Source organism: Steroidobacter flavus (assembly GCF_042651805.1).
Taxonomy (GTDB): domain Bacteria; phylum Pseudomonadota; class Gammaproteobacteria; order Steroidobacterales; family Steroidobacteraceae; genus Steroidobacter; species Steroidobacter flavus.
This window is the reverse complement of record NZ_JBHSDU010000015.1, coordinates 2,602,443-2,623,909: the sequence shown is the minus strand read 5'-3', so window position 1 is coordinate 2,623,909 and position 21,467 is coordinate 2,602,443. Positions and strand designations below refer to the sequence as shown.

Annotated in this window: 23 protein-coding genes and 2 tRNA genes; 18 read left to right on the top strand and 7 right to left on the bottom strand. The window is 62.2% G+C overall.

Features of this window, described 5'->3' with window-relative positions; translation table 11 throughout:
• Nucleotides 1-6: 6 nt before the first annotated feature.
• Complete coding sequence (locus ACFPN2_RS38360; RefSeq protein ID WP_380606603.1) at nt 7-1,062, bottom strand: hypothetical protein; 1,056 nt, start codon at nt 1,060-1,062, stop codon at nt 7-9.
• A 435-nt stretch (nt 1,063-1,497) separates the two neighbouring features.
• Between ACFPN2_RS38360 and ACFPN2_RS38355 the strand changes: the two genes are divergently transcribed.
• The 4 genes from ACFPN2_RS38355 (at nt 1,498) to ACFPN2_RS38340 (ending at nt 4,292) form a co-directional block, all read left to right on the top strand.
• The gene (locus ACFPN2_RS38355) at nt 1,498-1,626 is read left to right on the top strand and encodes a hypothetical protein (RefSeq protein ID WP_380606602.1); all 129 of its coding nucleotides are present in this window, start codon (nt 1,498-1,500) and stop codon (nt 1,624-1,626) included.
• Nucleotides 1,627-1,966: 340 nt separating this feature from the next.
• A complete protein-coding gene (locus ACFPN2_RS38350) occupies nt 1,967-2,518 on the top strand; it encodes a hypothetical protein (protein ID WP_380606601.1) in 552 nt (183 codons plus the stop codon).
• Nucleotides 2,499-3,512, top strand: coding sequence for a relaxase/mobilization nuclease domain-containing protein (locus ACFPN2_RS38345; protein ID WP_380606600.1), 1,014 nt, complete (start codon nt 2,499-2,501; stop codon nt 3,510-3,512). Before ACFPN2_RS38350 ends, ACFPN2_RS38345 begins: the two co-directional genes overlap by 20 nt.
• 108 nt (nt 3,513-3,620) lie before the next feature.
• Nucleotides 3,621-4,292 carry a hypothetical protein gene (locus tag ACFPN2_RS38340; RefSeq protein WP_380606599.1) on the top strand — a complete coding sequence of 224 codons (672 nt, stop codon included), beginning with the start codon at nt 3,621-3,623 and terminating at the stop codon, nt 4,290-4,292.
• A gap of 538 nt (nt 4,293-4,830) precedes the next feature.
• Here the strand turns inward: ACFPN2_RS38340 and ACFPN2_RS38335 are convergent.
• Together ACFPN2_RS38335 and ispB are read right to left on the bottom strand one after the other, a co-directional pair.
• Nucleotides 4,831-4,907 (bottom strand) — tRNA-Pro (locus tag ACFPN2_RS38335).
• Nucleotides 4,908-4,936: 29 nt separating this feature from the next.
• On the bottom strand, nt 4,937-5,905 hold the full coding sequence (ispB, locus tag ACFPN2_RS38330; RefSeq protein WP_380606597.1) for an octaprenyl diphosphate synthase: 969 nt from the start codon (nt 5,903-5,905) through the stop codon (nt 4,937-4,939).
• A gap of 249 nt (nt 5,906-6,154) precedes the next feature.
• Between ispB and rplU the strand changes: the two genes are divergently transcribed.
• From rplU to cgtA, 3 genes are all read left to right on the top strand, one after another.
• Complete coding sequence (gene rplU, locus ACFPN2_RS38325; protein WP_380606596.1) at nt 6,155-6,469, top strand: 50S ribosomal protein L21; 315 nt, start codon at nt 6,155-6,157, stop codon at nt 6,467-6,469.
• A gap of 29 nt (nt 6,470-6,498) precedes the next feature.
• Nucleotides 6,499-6,756 (top strand): 50S ribosomal protein L27, encoded by a 258-nt coding sequence (gene rpmA / locus ACFPN2_RS38320; protein ID WP_380606594.1) that lies wholly within the window; start codon nt 6,499-6,501, stop codon nt 6,754-6,756.
• An 88-nt stretch (nt 6,757-6,844) separates the two neighbouring features.
• Entirely contained in the window at nt 6,845-7,882 is a 1,038-nt protein-coding gene (gene cgtA, locus ACFPN2_RS38315) for an Obg family GTPase CgtA (protein WP_380606592.1), read from the top strand.
• Nucleotides 7,883-7,968: 86 nt separating this feature from the next.
• On the opposite strand, the gene rpsT is transcribed toward cgtA, so the two are convergent.
• Nucleotides 7,969-8,238, bottom strand: coding sequence for a 30S ribosomal protein S20 (gene rpsT, locus ACFPN2_RS38310; RefSeq protein ID WP_380606591.1), 270 nt, complete (start codon nt 8,236-8,238; stop codon nt 7,969-7,971).
• Nucleotides 8,239-8,481: 243 nt separating this feature from the next.
• Here rpsT and murJ point away from each other — a divergent pair, with 243 nt between their 5' ends.
• Genes murJ through ispH form a run of 5 tightly spaced genes read left to right on the top strand, consistent with a single transcriptional unit; the run spans nt 8,482 to nt 15,399 of the window.
• The gene (gene murJ, locus ACFPN2_RS38305; RefSeq protein ID WP_380606589.1) at nt 8,482-10,065 is read left to right on the top strand and encodes a murein biosynthesis integral membrane protein MurJ; all 1,584 of its coding nucleotides are present in this window, start codon (nt 8,482-8,484) and stop codon (nt 10,063-10,065) included.
• Nucleotides 10,066-10,115: 50 nt separating this feature from the next.
• Nucleotides 10,116-11,042 (top strand): bifunctional riboflavin kinase/FAD synthetase, encoded by a 927-nt coding sequence (locus tag ACFPN2_RS38300; protein WP_380606587.1) that lies wholly within the window; start codon nt 10,116-10,118, stop codon nt 11,040-11,042.
• A 7-nt stretch (nt 11,043-11,049) separates the two neighbouring features.
• A complete protein-coding gene (gene ileS, locus ACFPN2_RS38295; RefSeq protein WP_380606585.1) occupies nt 11,050-13,854 on the top strand; it encodes an isoleucine--tRNA ligase in 2,805 nt (934 codons plus the stop codon).
• Between the two features lie 10 nt (nt 13,855-13,864).
• Nucleotides 13,865-14,413: a signal peptidase II gene (lspA, locus tag ACFPN2_RS38290; RefSeq protein WP_129777101.1), complete on the top strand. Its 549-nt coding sequence runs from the start codon at nt 13,865-13,867 to the stop codon at nt 14,411-14,413.
• A gap of 2 nt (nt 14,414-14,415) precedes the next feature.
• Nucleotides 14,416-15,399, top strand: a complete 984-nt coding sequence (ispH, locus tag ACFPN2_RS38285) for a 4-hydroxy-3-methylbut-2-enyl diphosphate reductase (RefSeq protein WP_380606582.1) — start codon at nt 14,416-14,418, stop codon at nt 15,397-15,399.
• Nucleotides 15,400-15,463: 64 nt separating this feature from the next.
• Here ispH and ACFPN2_RS38280 read toward each other — a convergent pair whose 3' ends face one another.
• A complete protein-coding gene (locus ACFPN2_RS38280; RefSeq protein ID WP_380606581.1) occupies nt 15,464-15,928 on the bottom strand; it encodes a type IV pilus modification PilV family protein in 465 nt (154 codons plus the stop codon).
• A gap of 15 nt (nt 15,929-15,943) precedes the next feature.
• On the bottom strand, nt 15,944-16,498 hold the full coding sequence (locus tag ACFPN2_RS38275) for a GspH/FimT family pseudopilin (protein ID WP_380606579.1): 555 nt from the start codon (nt 16,496-16,498) through the stop codon (nt 15,944-15,946).
• Between the two features lie 178 nt (nt 16,499-16,676).
• Between ACFPN2_RS38275 and ACFPN2_RS38270 the strand changes: the two genes are divergently transcribed.
• The 4 genes from ACFPN2_RS38270 to ACFPN2_RS38255 all read left to right on the top strand — a co-directional run bounded on the left by ACFPN2_RS38270 (nt 16,677) and on the right by ACFPN2_RS38255 (nt 19,250).
• Nucleotides 16,677-17,153, top strand: a complete 477-nt coding sequence (locus ACFPN2_RS38270) for a Fur family transcriptional regulator (RefSeq protein WP_380606577.1) — start codon at nt 16,677-16,679, stop codon at nt 17,151-17,153.
• Between the two features lie 100 nt (nt 17,154-17,253).
• Nucleotides 17,254-17,329, top strand: a tRNA-Thr gene (locus tag ACFPN2_RS38265).
• Nucleotides 17,330-17,360: 31 nt separating this feature from the next.
• Entirely contained in the window at nt 17,361-18,494 is a 1,134-nt protein-coding gene (locus ACFPN2_RS38260) for a S1C family serine protease (protein ID WP_380606575.1), read from the top strand.
• A gap of 21 nt (nt 18,495-18,515) precedes the next feature.
• On the top strand, nt 18,516-19,250 hold the full coding sequence (locus tag ACFPN2_RS38255; protein WP_380606573.1) for a lysophospholipid acyltransferase family protein: 735 nt from the start codon (nt 18,516-18,518) through the stop codon (nt 19,248-19,250).
• Here the strand turns inward: ACFPN2_RS38255 and ACFPN2_RS38250 are convergent.
• Entirely contained in the window at nt 19,247-20,119 is an 873-nt protein-coding gene (locus ACFPN2_RS38250) for a cation diffusion facilitator family transporter (protein ID WP_380606780.1), read from the bottom strand. The two genes, ACFPN2_RS38255 and ACFPN2_RS38250, sit on opposite strands and share 4 nt — an antisense overlap.
• Nucleotides 20,120-20,155: 36 nt before the next feature.
• Between ACFPN2_RS38250 and ACFPN2_RS38245 the strand changes: the two genes are divergently transcribed.
• On the top strand, nt 20,156-20,458 hold the full coding sequence (locus ACFPN2_RS38245; RefSeq protein ID WP_380606792.1) for a hypothetical protein: 303 nt from the start codon (nt 20,156-20,158) through the stop codon (nt 20,456-20,458).
• An 11-nt stretch (nt 20,459-20,469) separates the two neighbouring features.
• The gene (locus ACFPN2_RS38240; RefSeq protein WP_380606778.1) at nt 20,470-21,201 is read left to right on the top strand and encodes a glycosyltransferase family 2 protein; all 732 of its coding nucleotides are present in this window, start codon (nt 20,470-20,472) and stop codon (nt 21,199-21,201) included.
• Nucleotides 21,202-21,467 lie beyond the last annotated feature (266 nt).

Genomic DNA, 21,467 nt, shown 5'->3' with positions numbered 1-21,467 from the left:
TCGCGATCAAGGGACTGGTGTGGGCGCAGGCGAGAAGATTTTGTCGAGCCGGTCGGTGGCGACAGGCAGCGGCCAGAATCTGCCTTCGACGCCGAGGGTTCCTGCGCTCGCCGGCATTGGCAGTACCGTTGAACTCTGCCCGGCGGTCCCATCACGGTTGGCTCCCCGACAGAACGGTGGCGCGGCTGGGCCTTCGGGGCCACCTCGACCGCCATTGCCGGGATTTCCTTTCGCACCGGGCGCCCCGCCCGCTCCACCCGCGATCAAAACAATCGCCTGCGCGGTGATGCTCTTGGGCTCCTCCGCGAGCACGATGACCGATCCGCCGTCGCCGCCAGCGCCGCCTTGACCACCGGGCCCGGCCTTTCCGCCGTTGCCACCATTGCCACCGGTACCGGGGCCTCTGCGACAATCAAACATCGATTGCGAAGCCGGACGGCCTCGCGCACCCGGGCCGCCATCGCCACCATCCTGTCCTTTTCCGCCCGGCCCGCCATTCTGCCCGCGCAAATCGACGAACAGTTGCCCGGGCCCCGTGAGCTTGCGTGTGACCAGAATCAACGAGGGCGCACTGGCGCCTCGATAGCCGGGCGTGCCCGCGTCGCCATCGCTTCCCGGCTCACCGTTCGCACCTTCTTCGCGACCCGGCGCACCGTTCGGCGCTTTGCCACGATCGGGCGGCGGCTGACGAATCGCATCCTCTCGCGCCCACGTGATCATCGCCGGGCCCTGCACGACAATCTCTTCCGCAACGATCATGTAATACGGCTCGCCCGCCGATCCGCCGGTGGGTAACAAGATGAGCTGCGAGTTCGGCGGCAGCACCAGCTTGCGCGCGGCGAGGTCCTTCGCCTTCAATATGTCGGCCTCACCGATCACCTGCTCTGCCGTCGCATTCTCGAATGCACGCTGTGCGCGCAGTAACTGATCTTCGGGCGGTGAGTTACGCAGATCCTCGGCCTTGACGACGGATTTCACATCGGCCGTCGGCACCGGCACTTTCAACGATTTGAATGAATCGAACAGATCCACTGCCGTCGCCTGCGCAGGCATGAGCATCACGCACCAAGCCACGAACAGCCAATGCAATGCTCTATCAAATCTTGGAGCTGCGAGCGCGCGTCGTTGCGCTGACTCTGGTCGAGAGGCCTCGATACGTGAGTCCATGGATCTTCCTTGCCCGGCGATGTTTTCTAATTCCGGGTCCTTTGTAAATTACGCTATCACGCGGTTCAGGTTGCAGCAATAGTTCCTACGAGATGTTTGTAAGTTCGGAAAGATTTCCGACGTTTCCGCGATTAGAAGGTAAGGTTGTATTAGCAAACAACGACAGGGTGGCGGTGGTTGTAATTTCAATTTGGTGACGAAGCGCTGACGTGTGCCCGTGCCCCTAATGGAAATTCCCTGGTCAACAGGGCGTCTCTTATGTCGTAACTCACAGTATCTCGCGCCGCACTCGCTCATACCGTTGCTGGTAACAACAAGGAAGGAGAGCGCGTGGATAAGCTGATTCGCGAAGTGCTGATCGCGGCGGTGTGTGTGATGTTTGGTGGGGTGGGTATTGCGGAGACATCTGAGGAGCGGAGGGAGATAAAAGGACAGGGTTTTATGGAGCGAGGAGGTTAGGTCGCGGCGGCCTCTGTCGAAGGTGCATGTCTGGACGGCGAAGAGGGGGTATCCGGAGCCGGTGAAGGAGAGGACGCGGGATACGTTGAGGGAGGAACCGGCCAAAGTGAGGGGGGCGGTGGGGCGTGGCCGGGGGCCAGGAAAATCAGGGCGCAAGATTTCGTGCCAAGCCCCGACAATGAGTCGCTGCTGGAGCGCCGGCAATTACTGCCTGCGCGCTGGCGATGGGTTCCGGCACTGGAGGAAGAGACACAATGAGGCTAGTCAAGCGCCAGTATCGCCAGAAAGAGCGCGAAACTGGGGGTGGCCCTCCGACCATTCTTGATCAACACTTCGGTGCATGGTCACCACACATCTAATTTCGGCTCATGTCTCTGCAGAAATGAAAGCCCGGTTCCGCAGTCTTGCCGAACAGCAGGAGATAACCGAAGCGGTGTTGTTGAAGCAGCTCGTTGATTCGGCTGTGGGTAGCGCGGGTGTTATAGACGCCGGCTGTTTGAAACCGTCAGAACGGCGGGGGAAGGGAACGCGCACGTATGCTTTGCTGCATCCGGACGACAAGCTGTTGCTCAAGGAGCGGGCGGCCTCTCGGCAGATGGGGGCGGCGACGTATATATCGGTTCTGATACGAGCTCATCTGCGCAATCTCTCTCCGCTGCCTGAGGCGGAATTGATGGCACTTAAGCTGTCGGTTGCCCAGCTTGGCGCGATCGGCCGAAATCTTAACCAAGTGATCCGACTGGCTGGTCGAGGGGTGGCAATGACGGGAATCAGTCGCGAGGATCTGCTCGCGATAGTCGAGGTCTGCGAGGCGATGCGCAATCACACCAAGGACTTGCTCAAGGTGAATGCGCTCTCATGGAGGAACGGGTATGAAACCGCTTCGCCTTAGGGGCAGGCCCCTATTTGACTTAGAAAGCCATGGTCGCGCAGGGCCGGCGGAACGACTGCATCTGACAGCAGCTCAGATTGATCAGATCGGCCGGACGGTCAGGCGGGTGCCAGAAGTGATGATCAAGGTGTCAAGCGGCAAAGGATCGAGCACGAGTCGCGGAGTGAATGCCCATTTCCATTACATCAGTAGAGCGGGCGAGCGAGAGATCGAGACAGACGATGGCGAACGGTTGCTCGGGCGGGAATCGGTTCAGAGACTAGTCGACGATTGGGATCTTGATCTGGACGAAGATCGACAGCGCCGCGGCTTGTTTGTTTTCTATCGGCGCAAGCCTCCCAAGCTCGTACGCAGGATCATCTTTTCCATGCCAGCCGGTACGCCGCCAGAAAAGTTACTCGCCGCCGTCCGGGATTTCGCTCGCGATAAGTTTTATCTCAAACATCGATACGCGATGGCCCTGCACACAGACAAGCCTCATCCGCATGTGCATGTAACATTAAAAGCGGTCAGTGAAAGTGGTTCGAGGATTGATATTCGCAGGGCGACTCTGCGTGATTGGCGTCAGGAGTTTGCTCGACACCTTCGTGCACACGGCGTCGAAGCCAATGCTACAGATCGAAGGATTCGTGGGCAGAGTCGAGCGCCGAAGTTGGATTCGATCTTCAGAGCAGCACGGAGAGGGGAGTCATCGCATGTGACCTCGAGGATAAGCGACATCGTGCACGATCTGAATGCAGGTTCCCTGGATGAGCCCAGGGCCGCGAGGCTACAGCGAACCAGAACGGAGGTGGTGCGGGGTTGGCAAGTGGTTCGGCATCTTTTGATCACCGAAGGAAGGCATCAGCTTGCTGGTCAGGTATCGAAGTTCGTGAGTCAAATGTCCCCGCCGCGGACGGATAAGCAGTGGTTGCTATCTGATGTACTGAACGCCAGTACTGAACCCATCTCGCGTACTACAGATCGCGATTCATCCGTGGAAAGGTCTCGATAGTCGCTCAGCGAAACAGTTAAATAACTGGGCGACATAGCCCCAAGCGCTGTCTCGATGACGATCGGGTGACCTGTGTCAATCGTCGCTTCAACGAGTGGAGTGAATGTCGTGCTCTCTAAGCCATGGACCTGGATCGATGAGCGGAGCCGTCGGGAGCATCAGTACCTGGCCGAGACCGATCGGTGCTTGTTTCGCGGCGAGTTCAGCGTCGGTGGAGGCGCGAGCGGATGTGCCACGAGGCAGCTACTCGCCAACTTCAAACGCAAGCCCACTGAAATCACGCGCGGCCCCAACGTGCTCCAATTGCAGGGCGACAAGGAAAGGGCGATCGCCGAGGTTGCCATCGCGCTCCGGGAGGCATTCGGTCCCATGCTCGTGAATCGACGATATACATTCGTGCCGATCCCTGGTTCGAAGTGCAGGGGCGATCCGGACTACTGTGATCGCTTGGAGCGTGCGCTCAAGCAGGCGTTCTCGGGATACGCGCACCCAGATGTGCGGCCGTTGTTGCAACAAACGGTGAGCACTGTCGCCGATCACGAGAGGGGCGCCGCGAGGGCGTCCATCGATGAGCTCATGGACATCACTCGGATAGATGTGGATCTGCTCGCGGTGCCGGCGCGCGAGACGTTGATCGTCTTCGATGACGTGCTGACGTTTGGCAAGCACTTCCGCGTGGCATCGGCCCGAATCCGGGAAGCATTGCCTCGTCAAGCCATCATCGGACTATTCATCGCGCGTGCCGTTTCATCACGGCACGCTGGTGCGATCGTCTTGTGACGATTCTCGGTCCGATCCTGACATGACGGTTCGCTGCACCCAGCCCATTCGGTCCCTCGATCGTTTCAATGCTCGGCGTGGATCCGCCATTGCTCCGGCTGCCTCAGCGTCGGATCGGGGTGATGCGATCGCACCACACCCGTCACCGGGGCCTCAATCCGTCGTCTTATGGGGCTCGTGTCGGGCATCTGTTGTGAGATGAGCCGACGGTGTTTTGGCGCTCAAGTCAGTCCGCGATGCTCGTTCGCCCGCTGGCGCGGCTGTCCCTCAATCTTCGGTGGCGTGTTTTTTCTGGGTGCTCGAGTTCTTCAGGGCGGAGCGGTGGGGCGCATACCTGGGGCCGTTCCACGTGCAGCGGAGCTGTGCGACGATCTGATCACTCTTGGTCTGTCAGGGGGATGCCAGCGCTTCAAAGAGGCGCGGCCTGTTCTAGGGGAACTGATTTCGGATCGGATTCAGCGGCCACCCATGCCGATGGGAGTCTTTGGGCACGCTCTGCGATACATCCAGCGGCCGTATCAATAGCCGCAGGATGTCGTGGTCGGGGTGACAGGATTTGAACCTGCGACCTATACGTCCCGAACGTAGCGCTCTACCAGGCTGAGCTACACCCCGAAGAAGGACTTCTCGAAAGCTGGCTGGATTCAGTAGGTGCGTTCGACCGCAAAGTCCGCCAGTTCGCGCAAGGCTTGCTTATACGCCGAGTCGGGCAATACGGCGATTGCGTCGATGGCGAGGGCGGCCTCCCGCCGCGCGAGCCGCGCAGTGTACGCAAGGCCTCCGGTAGATTCAATCGCTGCGGTGATGCGGCCTAGCTCCTCGATGCTGCCTTCTTCAATACTGCGCCGGATGAGCGTTCGCTGTTCCTCGGTGCCGGTGCGGAGGGCATATATAAGAGGAAGGGTGGGTTTGCCCTCGGCGAGGTCGTCGCCCAGGTTTTTGCCGAGTTCCTCGCTGTTTGACTGGTAATCCAGTACGTCGTCGACCAGCTGGAAGGCCGTTCCTAAATGCCTCCCATATGCCGCCATCGCGGCCTCAACCGAAGGCGAGGCGCCAGCCAATAAAGCGGCGATTTGCGCGCCGGCTTCGAAAAGCTTGGCGGTCTTCCGGTAAATGACCTCGAAGTACCGTTCCTCGGTGGTGTCCGGGTCGTTGGCGTTCAGGAGCTGCAGCACCTCGCCCTCGGCGATTTTGTTGGTGGCGCTGGCCATCACGGCCATGATCCGCATGCTTTCGAGCGAGACCATCATCTCGAACGAGCGCGAGTAGACGTAATCGCCCACCAGCACGCTGGCTTCGTTGCCCCAAACCTCGTTGGCGGTGTCGCGGCCGCGGCGGAGTTTGGAGCCGTCGACCACGTCGTCGTGGAGCAGGGTGGCCGTGTGAATGAACTCGATGATCGCGGCGGCCTCGGAGTGGCGCTCGCCCTGGTAGCCGCAGGCACGGGCCACGACCACGACCAGCAGGGGGCGCAGGCGTTTGCCGCCGCTGCCGACGATGTATTCGGCGATCTGGTTGACCAGGACGACATCGCTGGCGAGGCGGTTGCGGATGACCGCATCGACCTGTCGCAGGTCGCCATCGACCAGCGCTTTGACGGACTCGAAGCTCATGGATTCCAAAGGGAAATAACCGACGGCGAATGGTAGCCCATAAGGGCGGCAAGCTGTCGCATGTCGCAGACTTAGTTGTTTTCAGGGCCGTCAGCGGGCCCTGAAACGCGCGAAAATCCCTCCGAGGGGCACTTCGCCCCAGTTTTTGCCTTGGATGTGTCCCTAAGAGTTGCTTAGTACCCGTCCGCTCCGTACACTTCACGCCCTTTTCCGCCGGGGGCTCCCGGCCCCCGGAGCATTGGGTCAATCATGTACGCCGTCATTTCCACGGGTGGTAAGCAGTATCGCGTCAGCGAAGGCCAGGTCGTGCGCGTCGAGAAGCTCGATGCCGAGGCTGGTGCCAATGTCGAGTTCGACAAGGTGCTGCTGGTCGGTTCGGGCGATCAGGTCAAGATCGGCGCGCCGTTCCTGAGCGGCGGCAAGGTGACGGGCACCGTGCAGAGCCACGGTAAGGGCGATAAGAAAGTCATCGTCAAATTCCGTCGTCGTAAGCACTACCTGCGCCAGGGCACGCATCGTCAGCTCTTCACGGAAGTGAAGGTGACGGGCATCGTCGGCGGCTAATCTTTTATTGAATTTGGAGAGCACCAGCCATGGCACATAAAAAGGCAGGCGGCAGTACCAAGAACGGCCGCGACTCAGAGTCCAAACGACTCGGTATCAAGAAGTTTGGCGGCGAGCATGTGATCGCCGGCAACATTATCGTCCGTCAGCGCGGCACGGTGTATCGCGCCGGTGACGGCGTCGGCACCGGCACGGACTACACGCTGTTCGCGAAGACCGAAGGTCGCGTGCAGTTCCGCAAGCGCGGCGTCGAGCAGAAGACTTTCGTGAGCATCGTCGCCGAGTAATCGCGACCGCGCTTTCGCAGGATCGAAAGAGCCCCGGCCTCGCGCCGGGGCTCTTTTTTTAAGCCCTCCGCGGACCCAAACTAGCAACATGCGTTTCGTCGACGAAGCCACGATCAAGGTTCAAGCCGGCAACGGCGGGCGCGGCGCTGCGAGCTTCCGTCGCGAGAAGTTCATTCCGTTCGGCGGCCCCGACGGCGGCGACGGCGGCAAGGGGGCGGACATCTATCTCGTCGGTAGAGCGGGCATCAATACGCTCGCTGACTTCCGCTACAACCGGGCCTTCCGCGCGCCTCACGGCACGGCAGGAATGAGCAAAGACATGACCGGCGCCGGCGGCGAGGACCTCTTTGTCGAGGTGCCGATCGGTACGACCGTCGTCGATGTCGATACCGAGGAAGAGCTGGGCGACGTGACCGAGCCCGGTCAGCGCCTCCTGGTCGCCAAGGGTGGCAAGGGCGGTTGGGGCAACACTCGCTTCAAGACCAGCACCAATCGCACGCCGCGCAAGGCCATGCCGGGTCTGCCGGGTGAGAAGCGCGATCTGCGGCTCGAGCTCAAGGTCATGGCGGACATCGGGTTGCTGGGATTGCCGAACGCCGGCAAATCGACGCTCATTCGCGCGGTTTCGGCGGCAAAGCCGAAAGTTGCCGACTATCCGTTCACCACGCTGCACCCGAATCTCGGCGTCGTGCGCGTCGGTGTCCATCGCAGCTTCGTCATGGCGGACATTCCGGGGCTCATCGAGGGTGCGGCCGAAGGGGCGGGCCTCGGTATTCAGTTCCTGAAGCACCTTCAGCGCACGCGAGTGCTGCTCCATCTGATCGATGTGAGCCCGCCGGACCCGGAGGCCGATCCGGTCAAGGATGCTCGCGCAATCGTGGCGGAATTGAAGAAGTTCAGCGCGAACTTGGAGAAGAAGGAGCGCTGGCTGATCCTGAACAAGGTCGACTTGTTGCCCGCGGATCAGGCCGACAAGGTCTGTAAGGACATCGTGCGCCGGCTGCGCTGGAAGGGACCGGTCTATCGGATCTCGGGTCTCGCGCACCAGGGCACGGAGGCGCTATGCGAGGACATCATGAAGCGGCTGGAAGAGATCGACGCCCCGAGGGAAGCGGAAGTCGGCTGAGGCCGAGGGCGGGCACAAAGGTGCCACCCATAAAAAAACCGGGCATTGCCCGGTTTTTTTTTTTGCGCTCGGTTCTATCGAAGGGCTCAGCCCGCCGACAGTTCCTTCACGCGCGCATTCAGGGCGCTCTTATGACGAGCAGCCTTGTTGCGATGGATCAGGCCCTTGTTCACGGCCGAGTCGATGATCGGGCCGGCGGCCTTGAGCTTGGCGGTGGCGGTTTCTTTGTCGCCGGCTTCCACCGCGTTCACGACACCCTTGATGGCGGTGCGCAGCTTCGAGCGGCCAGCCACGTTACGGGCACGGCGCTTGACGGTCTGGCGGGCGCGCTTTTCGGCGGACTTGATATTGGCCACGGTCGTGAAGGCTCCAAAAACGAGGCCGCGAATTCTGCCGACCGATCGGCCGTAAGGCAAGGGCAAAGTGGTCGTCTGCCCGGAAAATAGCCGAATCGGTCCGCGGTCCGCCTGGGAATCGCCCGCCGCCGGCCATAATCCGGTGCGAAAAGAGGACAGATTTAATTTCTCGACAGGTCCTCATCTTCACTACCATTGCCGGCCCATGCGATCACCCGCCATTCCATTCGGGCCCGGCCGACCATGAGCCGCGGCTTCTTCCGTAGTACCGCCATCGTCGGAATCACCACGCTGCTGTCCCGGATCACCGGACTGGTGCGGGACGTGGTACAGGCCGTGATGATCCCGGCGGTCTATCTCGAGGTGTACGTCCTCGCGAACCAGATTCCCAACCTGTTGCGGCGATTGTTCGCCGAGGGCGCGTTCTCGCAGGCCTTCGTGCCGGTGGTCGCCGAGTACAAGGCGAATCGCTCCAAAGAAGACGTGCGCGAGCTGGTCGATTCCGTGTCCGGCACGCTGGGCTCATTCCTCGCGATCGTTTCCGTGATTGGCGTGATCGCCGCGCCGATCATCGTGGCCATCTGCGCGCCGGGCTTCACGACGAAAGAGGTGGGCCAGTACGGGCTTGCGGTGGACATGCTCCGCTGGACCTTTCCTTATCTTTTATTCGTCTCGCTGACCGCGCTCGCCGGCGGCGTGCTCAACAGCTATCAGCAATTCGCGCTGCCGGCGTTCACCTCGGTGGTGCTGAACGTCGTGCTGATCGTGTTCGCAGCCTATTTGTCGCCGTACTTCGAGCAGCCGGTGATGGCACTCGCCGTCGGCGTGTTCGTCGGCGGTGTAATCCAGCTGGTCATTCAGTTGCCGGCCTTGATCAAGCTCGGTGTGATTCGCCGCCCGCACTGGAATTGGGAGCACGAGGCGGTGAAGCGCATTGCCCGGCTGATGGGGCCGGCCATCGTCGGCTCGTCGATGGGGCAGCTCAGCGTGATGATCAGCTCGGGCATCGCTTCGTTGCTCGCGGATGGCAGCATGACCTGGCTGTACTACGCAGACCGGCTGGTCGAATTCCCGCTCGGCGTGTTCAGCATTGCCCTGGCGACCGTGATCCTGCCGAGCCTGTCCTCGCAGCACGCGAAGAAATCGCCGGACGAATTTTCGGCAACGCTGGCTTGGGCCGTGCGCCTGGTTTGTCTCATCGTCATTCCCGCGTCGGTGGCGTTGTTTGCGCTGGCCGGCCCGTTGACCGTCGCGCTGCTTCAGTACGGGCAGTTCAAGCCCAAGGACGCCGAGATGACGCGTCTGGCGCTGATGGCGTTCTCACTGGCGCTGCTGGGCTGGAGCATGATCAAAGTGCTCGCGACCGGTTATTACGCCCAACAAAACACCAAGGGCCCGGTGAAGGTCGCGATGCGTGCGCTCGGCGTGACGATGGTGCTGAACGTGCTCGTGGTCGCCGGCCTGTGGCTCACCGGCAATCTCAAGACTCCAGGGGCTCACACCCTGCTGGCCCTGAGCAACGGCATCGGCGCCATCATGAATGCCTTCCTGCTCTACACCGGCCTGCTCAAGAGCCAGGTGCTCCGGCGCGGTCAGGCCATGCGCGGGCTGCTGATCCGGATCGTCGTGGCGAGTGCGCTGATGGCGGCATTCCTGTGGTGGTTCGGCGGGGACGTGGCGACCTGGCTGGTCACCCCGAAAGTGCAGCGAATCGGCTGGCTGGCGGGGCTGGTGGCGGGCGGCGTCGGGGTCTATTTCGTGGCGTTGTGGGCGATGGGCGTACGCGCCGGCCAGTTCCGACTGCAGCCGCCCGCGACTTCCCTATAATGGCCCACTTCAAGTGACCTAATTTGGATTGGCGGAGCACGAGGGCCGCGGTGGAGCTCATTCGGGGCCTGTACAACCTGCGTGCCGGGCAGCGGGGCTGCGTGCTGACGATCGGGGCGTTCGACGGCATCCATCTCGGGCACCAGGAGATGATCCGTGTGCTGCGCGAGCGCGCGGCCGAGCACGGCTTGCCGGCGGCTTTGATGTCGTTCGAGCCGACGCCGCGCGAGTTTTTCGCCAAGGGCACGCCGCCGGCCCGGCTGACCCGCTTTCGCGAGAAGTTCGAAGCGTTGGAGCGCTACGGCGTCGACCGCTTCGTCTGCCTGCGGTTCGACGAGCGCATGCGCCGCCTCGGTCGCGAAGAGTTCGTGAATGAGGTACTGGTAAAAGCGCTGGGCGTCCGCCACATCGTGGTAGGGCACGATTTCCGCTTCGGGCGCGACAATCAGGGCGATATCGCCTGTTTGCGTGCGCTCGGGGCCGCGGCCGGGTTCGAGGTCACCGAAGTGCCGCCGTTCGAGATCGACGGCGAGCGCGTCAGCAGCTCCGGCATTCGTGAGGCGCTGGCGACCGGCGATATGGCCAAGGCGGCGAAGTTGCTCGGTCGTCCGTATCGGATGACAGGCAAGGTGATTCATGGCGAGAAGCTCGGCCGCAAGCTGGGCTTCCCGACCGCGAATCTGCGATTGCATCGTCGCGCCACACCGGTGGCGGGCATCTTCGCGATTCGAGTGACGGGTGGCGGACTGAACGACGCGCCGGGCGTGGCCAGTTTGGGCACGCGGCCCGCGGTGAACGGCAAGGAGCTGCTACTGGAAGCTCACGTGTTCGACTTCAACGGCGATTTGTATCGTCAGTCGCTGCACGTGGATTTCATCGCGTATCTGCGCGCCGAGCGCTGGTTCGCGGACATGGATACGTTGATCGAGCAGATGAATCGAGACGCCGCGCAGGCGCGGCAGATATTGGCTTCGTGAATCGAGTATGGACTATAAGCAAACCATCAACCTGCCCCAGACCGACTTCCCGATGAAGGCCGATTTGGCCCGTCGTGAGCCGGACATTCTCAAGCGTTGGGAAGACACCCAGACGTATCAGAAGCTGCGCGAGATTGCGAAGGGCCGGCCCACGTTCATTCTCCAGGACGGTCCGCCGTATGCGAACGGCGCGATTCATCTCGGTCACGCCATCAACAAGGTGTTGAAGGACATCGTCGTCAAGTCACGTACGATGGACGGCTTCGATGCGCCGTACGTTCCCGGCTGGGACTGTCACGGTCTGCCGATCGAACATCAGATCGAGAAGACGCGCGGCAAGGAAGTGAAGTCGCTCGATCCTCGGGCATTCCGTCAGGCGTGCCGCGAATTCGCGCAGTCGCAGATCAACGGTCAGCGCGAGGACTTCAAGCGCCTCGGTGTGATGGGCGATTGGGATGATCCGTACATCACGATGGCGCCGAAGTACGAAGCCGAACAGCTGCGTGCGTTCGCGGAGATTCTGCGCAACGGCCACGTCTACAAAGGCTTGAAGCCGGTGCATTGGTGCCTGGACTGCCGCTCGGCGCTGGCCGAAGCGGAAGTCGAGTACGAAGATAAAACATCGCCCGCGCTCGATGTGCGCTTCGGTGTGAAGGATCTCGCCGATCTGGCCAAGCGCTTCGGCGTGGCCGCGCTGAAGTCGCCGGCCAGCATCGTCATCTGGACAACCACGCCCTGGACGTTGCCCGCCAACCAGGCGGTCGCGCTCGGTCCCGAGTTTCGTTATTCGCTGGTCGACACCGGTTCGGAGCTGTTGATCCTGGCGAGTGCGCTGGTCGACGCGGTGACGAAGCGGGCGGGTGTCGAGAATGTCACGCGCATCGCTGAAGTCGATGGCGCGAAGCTCGAAGGTCTGCAGCTTCAGCACCCGTTCTATGAGCGCGTCGTGCCGGTCATCCTCGGTGACCACGTCACGATCGACGACGGTACGGGCGCTGTGCACACCGCCCCGGGCCACGGTGCGGAGGACTTCGAAGTCGGCTTGAAGTACAAGCTCGAGGTCTACAACCCCGTCGGCAGCGACGGCCGCTTCGTCACGGGCACGCCGATTTTCGAAGGCGAGCGGGTGTTCGACGCGAACAAACATGTGATCGAAGTGCTCAAGGAGCACGGCACGCTGCTGCACGAGGCGAAGCTCACTCACCGCTATGCGCACTGCTGGCGTCACAAGACGCCGGTGATCTATCGCGCGACCGCGCAGTGGTTCATCAGCATGGAACAGGCGAACCTGCGCAAAGGCGCGCTGCGTGAAATCGCGAAGGTGCAGTGGGTGCCGGGCTGGGGCCAGAACCGCATCAACGGCATGATCGCGGATCGTCCGGACTGGTGTATCTCGCGTCAACGCGTGTGGGGCGTGCCGCTGCCGTTGTTTACTCACAAGGCGACGGGTGAGCTTCATCCGCGCACCGTCGAGTTGATCGAGCCTGTCGCGAAGCTGGTCGAAGAGGGCGGCATCGATGCGTGGTTCGATCTCGATCCGGCCGCGCTGCTCGGCGGCGAGGCGGCGGACTACGAGAAGGTCAACGACATCATGGACGTGTGGTTCGACTCGGGCATCGCGCATCACTCCGTGCCCAAGCAGCACCCGAGTGTGAAGGCGCCCGCCGATTTGTATCTCGAAGGCTCGGATCAGCATCGCGGCTGGTTCCATAGCTCGCTGCTGACCTCGGTCGCTCAGCACGATCGCGCGCCCTACAAAGCGGTGCTGACGCACGGCTTCACGATCGACGAGAAGGGACGGAAGATGTCCAAGTCCTTAGGAAACGTCGTCGTGCCGCAGAAAGTCATCGGCACGCTCGGTGCCGACGTGTTGCGCTTGTGGATCGCGGCCACCGATTATGCGAATGAAATGGCGCTATCGGATGAAATCCTGAAGCGCGTCGCCGAGTCGTATCGGCGCATTCGTAACACCGCGCGTTTCCTGCTCGGCAATATGGATGGCTTCGATCCGGCGACGGACAAAGTGCCCGTGTCGGAGATGGTCGCGGTCGATCGCTGGGCGGTGTGGCGCACGCATCAGCTGCAGGAAGAAGTGATCGCGGCGTATCGCAGCTATCAGTTTCACCTGATCTATCAGAAGGTCCACAACTTCTGCAGCGTCGACCTGGGCGGTTTCTATCTGGATATCACCAAGGATCGCGTCTACACGACCGGCAAGAAGAGCCTGCCGCGCCGTTCGGCGCAGACGGCGATGTTTTATATCGCCGAGGCGTTGAGTCGCTGGCTTGCGCCGATCCTGTCGTTCACGGCCGAGGAAATCTGGCGTTATATGCCGGGCGCTCGCAGCGAGTCGGTGTTCTTCAATACCTTCTTCGAGTTCCCGAAGGAACTGACGCAGCCGCCGTCGATCGATTGGGAGGCGATTCTCAACGTCCGTAGCGCCATCGCGCGGGAGCTCGAGAAGCTGCGCAACGCCGGCTCGATCGGCGCGCCGCTCGATGCGGAAGTGGACGTGTACACGAAGGGGCCCTTGCTCGAAACGTTGCAGTCGTTCGGGGAGGAACTTCGGTTTGTGTTCATCACTTCAGAAGCGCGGGCGCATTCCGCTGACAGCCGGCCGGCTGATGCGGTCGCGGCAGCGGAAGGCGAGGGCAACACGACCTGGATCGCGGTAAAACCGACGTCTGCGGCGAAATGCGTGCGCTGTTGGCACAAGCGTCCGGATGTGGGGCAGCACCCGAATCATCCGGAACTTTGCGGCCGCTGCGTGAGCAACGTGGACGGGCCTGGCGAGCAGCGGCGCTTTACTTGAGGTTGATGCAATGACCAACCCGTTGGCGAAAGTCTGGTTCACGCCCACCCGCGGCGGCAGCAACTGGCTGTGGCTGTCTTTCTTCGTGGTGATCCTCGACCAGGCCACCAAAGCTCTGGTCATCAGCACCGTGAAGCTGGCGGACAGCATCTCGCTGCTGCCCATCCTCGATATCGTGTATCTGGAGAACACCGGCGCGGCGTTCAGCATCCTGGCGCAAGCGTCGGGATGGCAGCGCTGGTTCTTCATCACGCTCGCGGTGGTCGTGAGCTTGACGTTGATGATCTGGCTGCGGCGGATTCGCTCGGATCAGACCGTGCTCGCGATTGGATTGTCGCTGGTGCTCGGCGGCGCGCTTGGCAATGTGATCGACCGGGTCATGCACGGCTTCGTCGTCGACTTCATTTATTTCAACTGGCGCACGTGGGATTTCCCGGCGTTCAACATCGCTGATACTGCGATCTCCATCGGTGCCGCTTGTTTGTTGATCGATGCGTTCCTGGAGAGCGGGCACGACCGTCGCCCCGCGGATGGCACGCCCCAGGCGCCGAGTAAGTGACGATGCAGATTCTTCTCGCCAACCCTCGCGGATTTTGTGCCGGCGTCGATCGAGCCATCGACATCGTCGAGCGCGCGATCGAGCTGTTCGGCGCGCCGATCTATGTACGGCACGAGGTCGTTCACAACCGCTATGTGGTGGAACGGCTGCGCAGTATGGGAGCGGTGTTCGTCGAAGAGTTGGACGAAGTGCCGGACGATGCCACGGTGATCTTCAGCGCGCATGGCGTTGCCCGCGCGGTTCAAGATGAAGCGCGCCGTCGCGACCTGAAAGTGTTCGATGCGACCTGTCCGCTGGTGACCAAGGTTCACATGGAAGTCTCGCGCTACGCGCGCGAAGGTCGTGAAGTGATTCTGATCGGGCACGAAGGTCATCCCGAAGTCGAAGGCACGATGGGCCAGTTCGATACTCAGTACGGCGGCCGCATCGTGCTGGTGGAGACGCCTGAGGATGTGGATCGTCTCGATATCAAGGACGAGGCGCGTCTGGCGTTCGTGACGCAGACGACGTTGTCGGTCGACGACACGCAGAAGGTCGTCGACGCTCTGCGCCGTCGCTTCCCGACGCTCACGACCCCTCGCAAGGAAGACATTTGTTACGCGACCCAGAATCGGCAGGACGCGGTGAAGCGTCTGGTCGAACGTTGCGACATCATCCTGGTGGTCGGCTCACCGACCAGCTCCAACTCGAACCGTCTGCGCGAGATCGCCGAGAAGGCCGGCATCCCGGGTTATTTGATCGACGGTCCCGAGGACATGAAGCGCGAGTGGTTCGATGGCAAGCGCGTCGTCGGCGTGACGGCGGGCGCATCGGCGCCGGAAGTGCTGGTCGAGCGCGTGGTGGCTCAGCTGAAAGCGTGGGGTGGTCAGGCCCCGGAGCATCTTCAAGGGCAAGTTGAAAATGTGGTGTTCAGCCTGCCGCGAGAGCTTCGTGTGCCGCTCGCTCGCGTCGAGACGCGCGCCGCTCTTTCAGAAAAACCAAACTAACAGAATATTTTTCTCTTCCGGGAAGAACGGACGTGGCGTGGCCGTCGTCGCGTCGGGCGTAGCCCTACCTGACTTCCACTCGCGTCACATACGACGCCGCGCCTGTCCCCGGTGCCGACCAGCTGACCGCGACGACGTAGCTCGCCGGTGTCATCGACGTATCGCGTGAGATCGAGCCCAGGCCGCTGGGGAGTGCGTTCTCGACTTCGTCTTCCCAGCACGCGGCGATTTGCGCGGCCTTGTCTTGAGGTGACTTGGTTTTCGCTTTGTCGTTACAGATCACGCCGACCGTCGTGGCGAAGCCGTCGCGGCCTTCAGGCGTGGTGCGAATGAGGTCCGCCATCTGATCGGCCAGCTCCGCCGCGCGAATGGGTAGGCGCGCGTCGGCGGGAATGTGAGTCTGATCCGAGTAGAGCGCAGCGATGCCGACGATCGCCACAGCCATGACGAGCAAGGCAGCGAGAATCTCGACGATGTTGAATCCGCGCGTGTAACGAGCGCCGCGCAGGGGCGTGATTGGTCCTCCCATACGCGAGCATGATGGCTATCCGCTCGGACAGCGTAAAGGGCGATTGTTGGAGTCGCGCTTCGAGACGCGTGGACGGCCGGCGATGTTGATGATGATGGCCCGCGCATGCGCCGAGCCACGACGGTCGCAGAACACCACCGTGCCATTGACCACCGATCGCAGGTACGGCTTGAACGAGTAACCGCGACGGTTCGATGTGATCGTGCCGCCGGGCAAGGCTGCTTGAGTGACCAGGACGCGCTCGTTCCTGTCTCGCACGGGCGGCTCGTCCCGATCCTCGTTCACGAATACGATCCAGCCGAGTTGCCAGTTCGTCGTGTCGGGACTGCAGGTCTGGCCGTCGGCCGAGCGACAGATGCTCACGGTCCGGTGATAGGTGATCGCGGAGCTGCGGGCCAGAAAGATGCTGTGCATGGACCCGTTCACCGCCAATGCGCGCTGGGAGTCCAGCCACATGCCTCGAAAGGTGGGCGCGGTCAGTCCCAGCAGGACTCCCGCGACCGACAGGGTGACCATCAACTCCAGCAGAGTGAATCCCGGGGCGGCTCCGGGCGGGCAGGTTCGATGCATGGCGGCGCGATCCTTCGCTGATGACCGCGACCAACATAGTGGCCCCGCTCGGCCCCCAAATGTCGATATGGCGGCATTTTTACCTAGTTTCTCGCCTCCCGGCGCATGCCGAGGTATGCTCGGCCCTCAGTTGGTTGCCCTGGGTATTTGCCCGGATTTTTCAGTGGCGGGTTCTTAAGTGACTTCCGAGTACAGCCCCCAGCTCAGCTCTCCGTCCGCCGCGGCCGTTGCCGACGGCCCGACGCGCGATCGAATCATCGAGCAGCTGCACCTGCACGGCCTCAAACCCACGCATCAGCGCGTGCGGGTCGCCGAGATCCTCATGGCGGCGCCGACGCATATGACGGCGGAGCAGATCCTGGCGGAGATCCGCCGGGGCGGCGAGCGGGTCTCCAAGGCCACGGTCTATAACACCCTCAAAGTGCTGGCCCAGCGCGGCCTGGTGCGCCAGATCCACCTGGATCCAGAGCGCTCGGTGTACGACTCGACCATCGTGCCCCACCATCACTTCCACGACCTGGAAACCGGCGAGCTGCGGGACATCGATCCGGGCGACATCGCCTTCAGTCGTTTCCCGACATTGCCCGAGGGCATGGAAGCGGAGGCCATCGAGGTCGTGATCCGCCTGCGCAAGAAGCGCCCGGCCGAGGCCTGAAAGAGTAAGTTCGCTGCGGCGCCTGTTCGCTCGCAACTTCTTCCCCTATACTTCGCACCCCGCCGCACCGGGCTCCCCGGTGCCGCATCGGTTCTTCGGTGCCGTCTTAGCTCAGCTGGTAGAGCAACGCATTCGTAATGCGTGGGTCCGCGGTTCGATTCCGCGAGACGGCACCATTTCCCATCAAGAACTTACGCCGCAGGGAACATGACATCCCAAGCTTCTCGGCACTCGCGCTGGCGAACGGTGTCTCGGGTCATCGTGCTGGCTCTGGCCGCTTATGGCGCCTGGTATCTGGGCAAGGACACGGTGAGTCAGATCTCCGCCTTCGCCGCGCCTCGACCTATCGTCCCCCGTCACCAACTTCAGCCGGACGAGCAGGCCACGATCGGGCTGTTCGAGGCGGCCAAGGGCTCGGTGGTATTCATCTCGACGCAGGAGCGCGTGCTCGACTACTGGACCCGCAACGTCATGACCGTGCCTCGGGGCACCGGGTCGGGGTTCATTTGGGATGAGCAAGGCCATGTCGTTACGAACCTGCATGTCGTCCAGGGTGGCAGCAGTGCGGTCGTGAAGCTCTCCGACGGACGAGACTTCGAAGCGACCTTCGTCGGTGGCAGCGAGACGCATGACATCGCCGTGTTGAAGATCGTCGCGGCGAAAGACGCGCCGGCGCCGATTCCGGTCGGCACCAGCGGCGATGTGCAGGTCGGTCAGAAAGTGTTCGCGATCGGCAATCCTTTCGGTCTCGACTGGACCCTGACGACCGGCATCGTGTCCGCGCTGGATCGTTCGCTCAGCGAAGAGGACAACCGCGTCATTCAACATTTGATTCAGACCGACGCCGCCATCAATCCGGGCAACTCGGGCGGGCCGCTGCTCGACAGCGCCGGTCGCTTGATCGGCATGAATACGGCGATTTTCAGTCCCTCGGGGGCCAGTGCCGGCATCGGTTTCGCGGTGCCTGTGGATACGATCAATCGGGTCGTGCCGGAACTCATCGCCAACGGTCGTTATGCGCCGCCGAGTCTTGGGATCGAGACAGACGAAATGTTGAGCCGCGCGATCGCACGTCGATTCGGCGTTCAGGGCGCGGCGATTCTGAGAGTGCGACAAGGCAGCACCGGCGATCGAGCGGGCTTGCAAGGCGCACGCATCGAACGGCGCAATTCGATCGTTCCGGGCGACGTGATCGTCGCGGTCAATGGCAAGGAAGTGGACAGCGGCGCGCTGTTGTCCGCGCGGCTGGATGATTACAAGCCCGGCGACACCGTGCGGTTGAAGGTGTGGCGCGACGGTAAAGAAATCGAGCTGAGCGCCCAGCTGCAGCAGGGCGAGTAGCCGTTCGGTAAACTTGCCCAGATGTCAGAAGCAAGTGCGCCGCCGCCGCGGCCTCCGCGTACCAAATCTCAGCGCCAGCTCACCGCCGGGCGCATGTTCGTCTATCGGCTCGCCGCGTATCTCGGCGCATTCATTCTCGAAGTGCTGTGGCGGACCAGCCGGCTGAAAATCGTCCATCTGGATCGGCTGGAAACATTGCTGAAGGAGCAGGGCGCGGTCGTGCCGGTGTTCTGGCATCAGCATCTGCTGATGTGTGCACGCTTCATGGCGTCGAGCAAGATCAAAGGCATGAAGCCGGGCTTCATGATTTCTCCGTCGGTCGACGGCCAGGCGCCGACGCTGCTGGCGGAGATCTATGGGTGCCATGTGGTTCGCGGCTCGGGCTCATACACCGGCGTGCGAGCGGTGCGGGGCGTGTACAACGCCATCGTGAAGGAAGGTATCTCTCCCACCATCACGCCCGATGGTCCGCGCGGTCCTCGTTTCGTCATGAAACCCGGTGCAATCTTCACCGCGCAGATCAGCGGTAAGGCGGTCGTGCCGATTGCTTATGCGGCGAGCCCGGCGAAGCTGCTCAGGACCTGGGACAAGTTTGTCATCCCGTTTCCGTTCGCGCGCTTGCGAATCGCGATCGGTGAGCCGTATTTCCCGCCGAAGCGAATGACCGAAGAAGAAATGGAAGCCGCGCAGAAGGAACTAGAGCGCCGCTTGCACGAGACCTTCAAGATCGCCGAACGCGCTCTGCATGAGCGTTAGGCGCGAGCGACGCGGTCCTGTTTGATCGGCTCTTCCGCGCAGTCCTTGTCGATGCAGCCTTCCACTTCGATCTGAATGGTCGTGTGCGTGATGCCGAAGCGCTCGGCCAGCAGCGCCTTGGTGTCTTTCAACACCATCGCTTGATCCGCCGCGCCATTCACCAGCGCATGCATGGTGAGAAACGTGTCCTGCGGGCCGACCGACCAGGTGTGCACGTGATGCACATCGCGGATCGCCGGGATCTTTTGCTCGAGCGTACGACGCAGTTCGCCTTGATCCAGCCACTCCGGTGAACCTTCCATCAGAATGTGCGCCGAGCGGCGGACCAGCGAGATCGCGCTCTTGACGATCAGCGCGCTCACCAGCAATGACAGGATCGGATCGATGGGCATCCAGCCGGTCCACAGGATGACCAGTGCCGCGACGATGGCCGCCGCCGAGCCCAGCAGGTCGCCGAGCACGTGCAGAGTGGCGGCCGAAATATTCATGTCGTGCGAGTCGCCCCGACGCAGCATCGCGAACACGATCAGGTTGACGATCAGGCCGAGGGTGCCGATCCACAGGATGGCTTTCGCATTCACGGGCACGGGGTTCAGCAGGCGCTGGACCGCCTCGAATGCAATCCAGGCCACGATGAACAACAGAGCGCAGCCGTTGACGAACGTAGCAAGCACGCGCAGGCGTTGATAGCCGAACGAGCGCTTGGCGTCGGCCGGGCGGGTGGCGATGCGCACCGCCGCCCAGGCCAGGGCCAGCGCAGCCGCATCGGTCAGCATGTGGCCGGAGTCGGCGACCAGGGCGAGCGACTTCGCCAGCACGCCGCCAGCAAATTCGACCACCATGAACAGCGCGGTCAGCGTGAACGCGATGGCCAGAACGCGGCCGCTGGCGCCGGCGGTGTGGTCGTGATCATGGTCGTCGTGGTCGTGACCATGACCATGCCCTTGATCATGTCGATGCTCGGCGTGGCCATGATCGTGACTGTGGTCATGCTTATCGCCACGGTCGCGCTCGTGGCTGTGGCCATGCTTATCGCCACGGTCATGCTCGTGGCTGTGCTCATGGCCATGACCTTGATCGTGCTGGTGCTCGGCGCAGCCGTCGTGCCCGGCGCCATGGCCATGGTGCGGGTGCCGTGGGTCGTTCATGGCGTCAGAATAAGTCGATTGGTTTTGTCCGGCCAGACGTCCTACCTGCCTGGTCTATAATCCGCGCGCTCATGAAACTCTCCGTCGTCATTCCAGTCTGTAACGAGGCTGACAATGTCGGGCCGCTGGCCCGCGAAATCCAGGCCGCCCTGGTCCATCATCAGCCTTTCGAGATCATTTTCGTCGACGACGGCAGCACCGACGGTACGGTCGAGGCCATCCGGGCCGCGCATGCCAATGGCATCCCGGAGATCCGCCTGCTGGAGCACTCCCAGCGCTGCGGCCAGAGCCGGGCGGTCTGTACCGGCGTGGAAGCGTCCCAAGCTGAATGGGTCGCGACCCTGGACGGCGACGGCCAGAACGACCCCGCCGACATCCCCGAGCTGGTTAAAGCGGTCACCGCTGGCGACGACTCGCTGCGGCTCGTGATGGGCAATCGCACCACACGAAAAGACACCTGGCTGCGCCGATTTTCTTCGCGTGTGGCGAATCGTGTACGCGGCGGGCTGCTGCGTGATGGCACTCCGGACACGGGTTGCGGCATCAAGCTGATGCACCGGGCGACCTTCATGCGGTTACCCTGGTTCAACCACATGCATCGGTTCCTGCCGGCCCTGTATCAGCGAGCCGGCGCTCGCGTCGTTTCCGTTCCGGTGCGCCATCGTCCGCGCACTCGAGGGGTCTCCAAGTACGGGTTGAGCAATCGACTGTGGGTAGGCATCGTCGATCTGTTCGGCGTTCGTTGGCTGATCCTGCGGAATTCGCCGCCGATTCGCATCCGGGAATCCCTGCGTCGCGAATGAGTCGGTCGTCTGACGGAGGTTCCGTCGGATTGCGTACGGCCTGCACAGAGAAATGTCGCTGTTTAGCGTCGACCGCCAGGTGCAACACTTGGCGCCGTGCTTTTCATCGCATAATTTGCTGTGCCACAATCGGACGATCGCCGCATTGCTATTCATATCTCAGCAAAGCAGTGCAGGCGGCGCGCAAGAAAGTTTCGGTTCGGGAGGGTGCCCTGAATGGCGAACGATACGAATCGCGGCCCGTTGTCGAGTCCGCGTACCGGCGG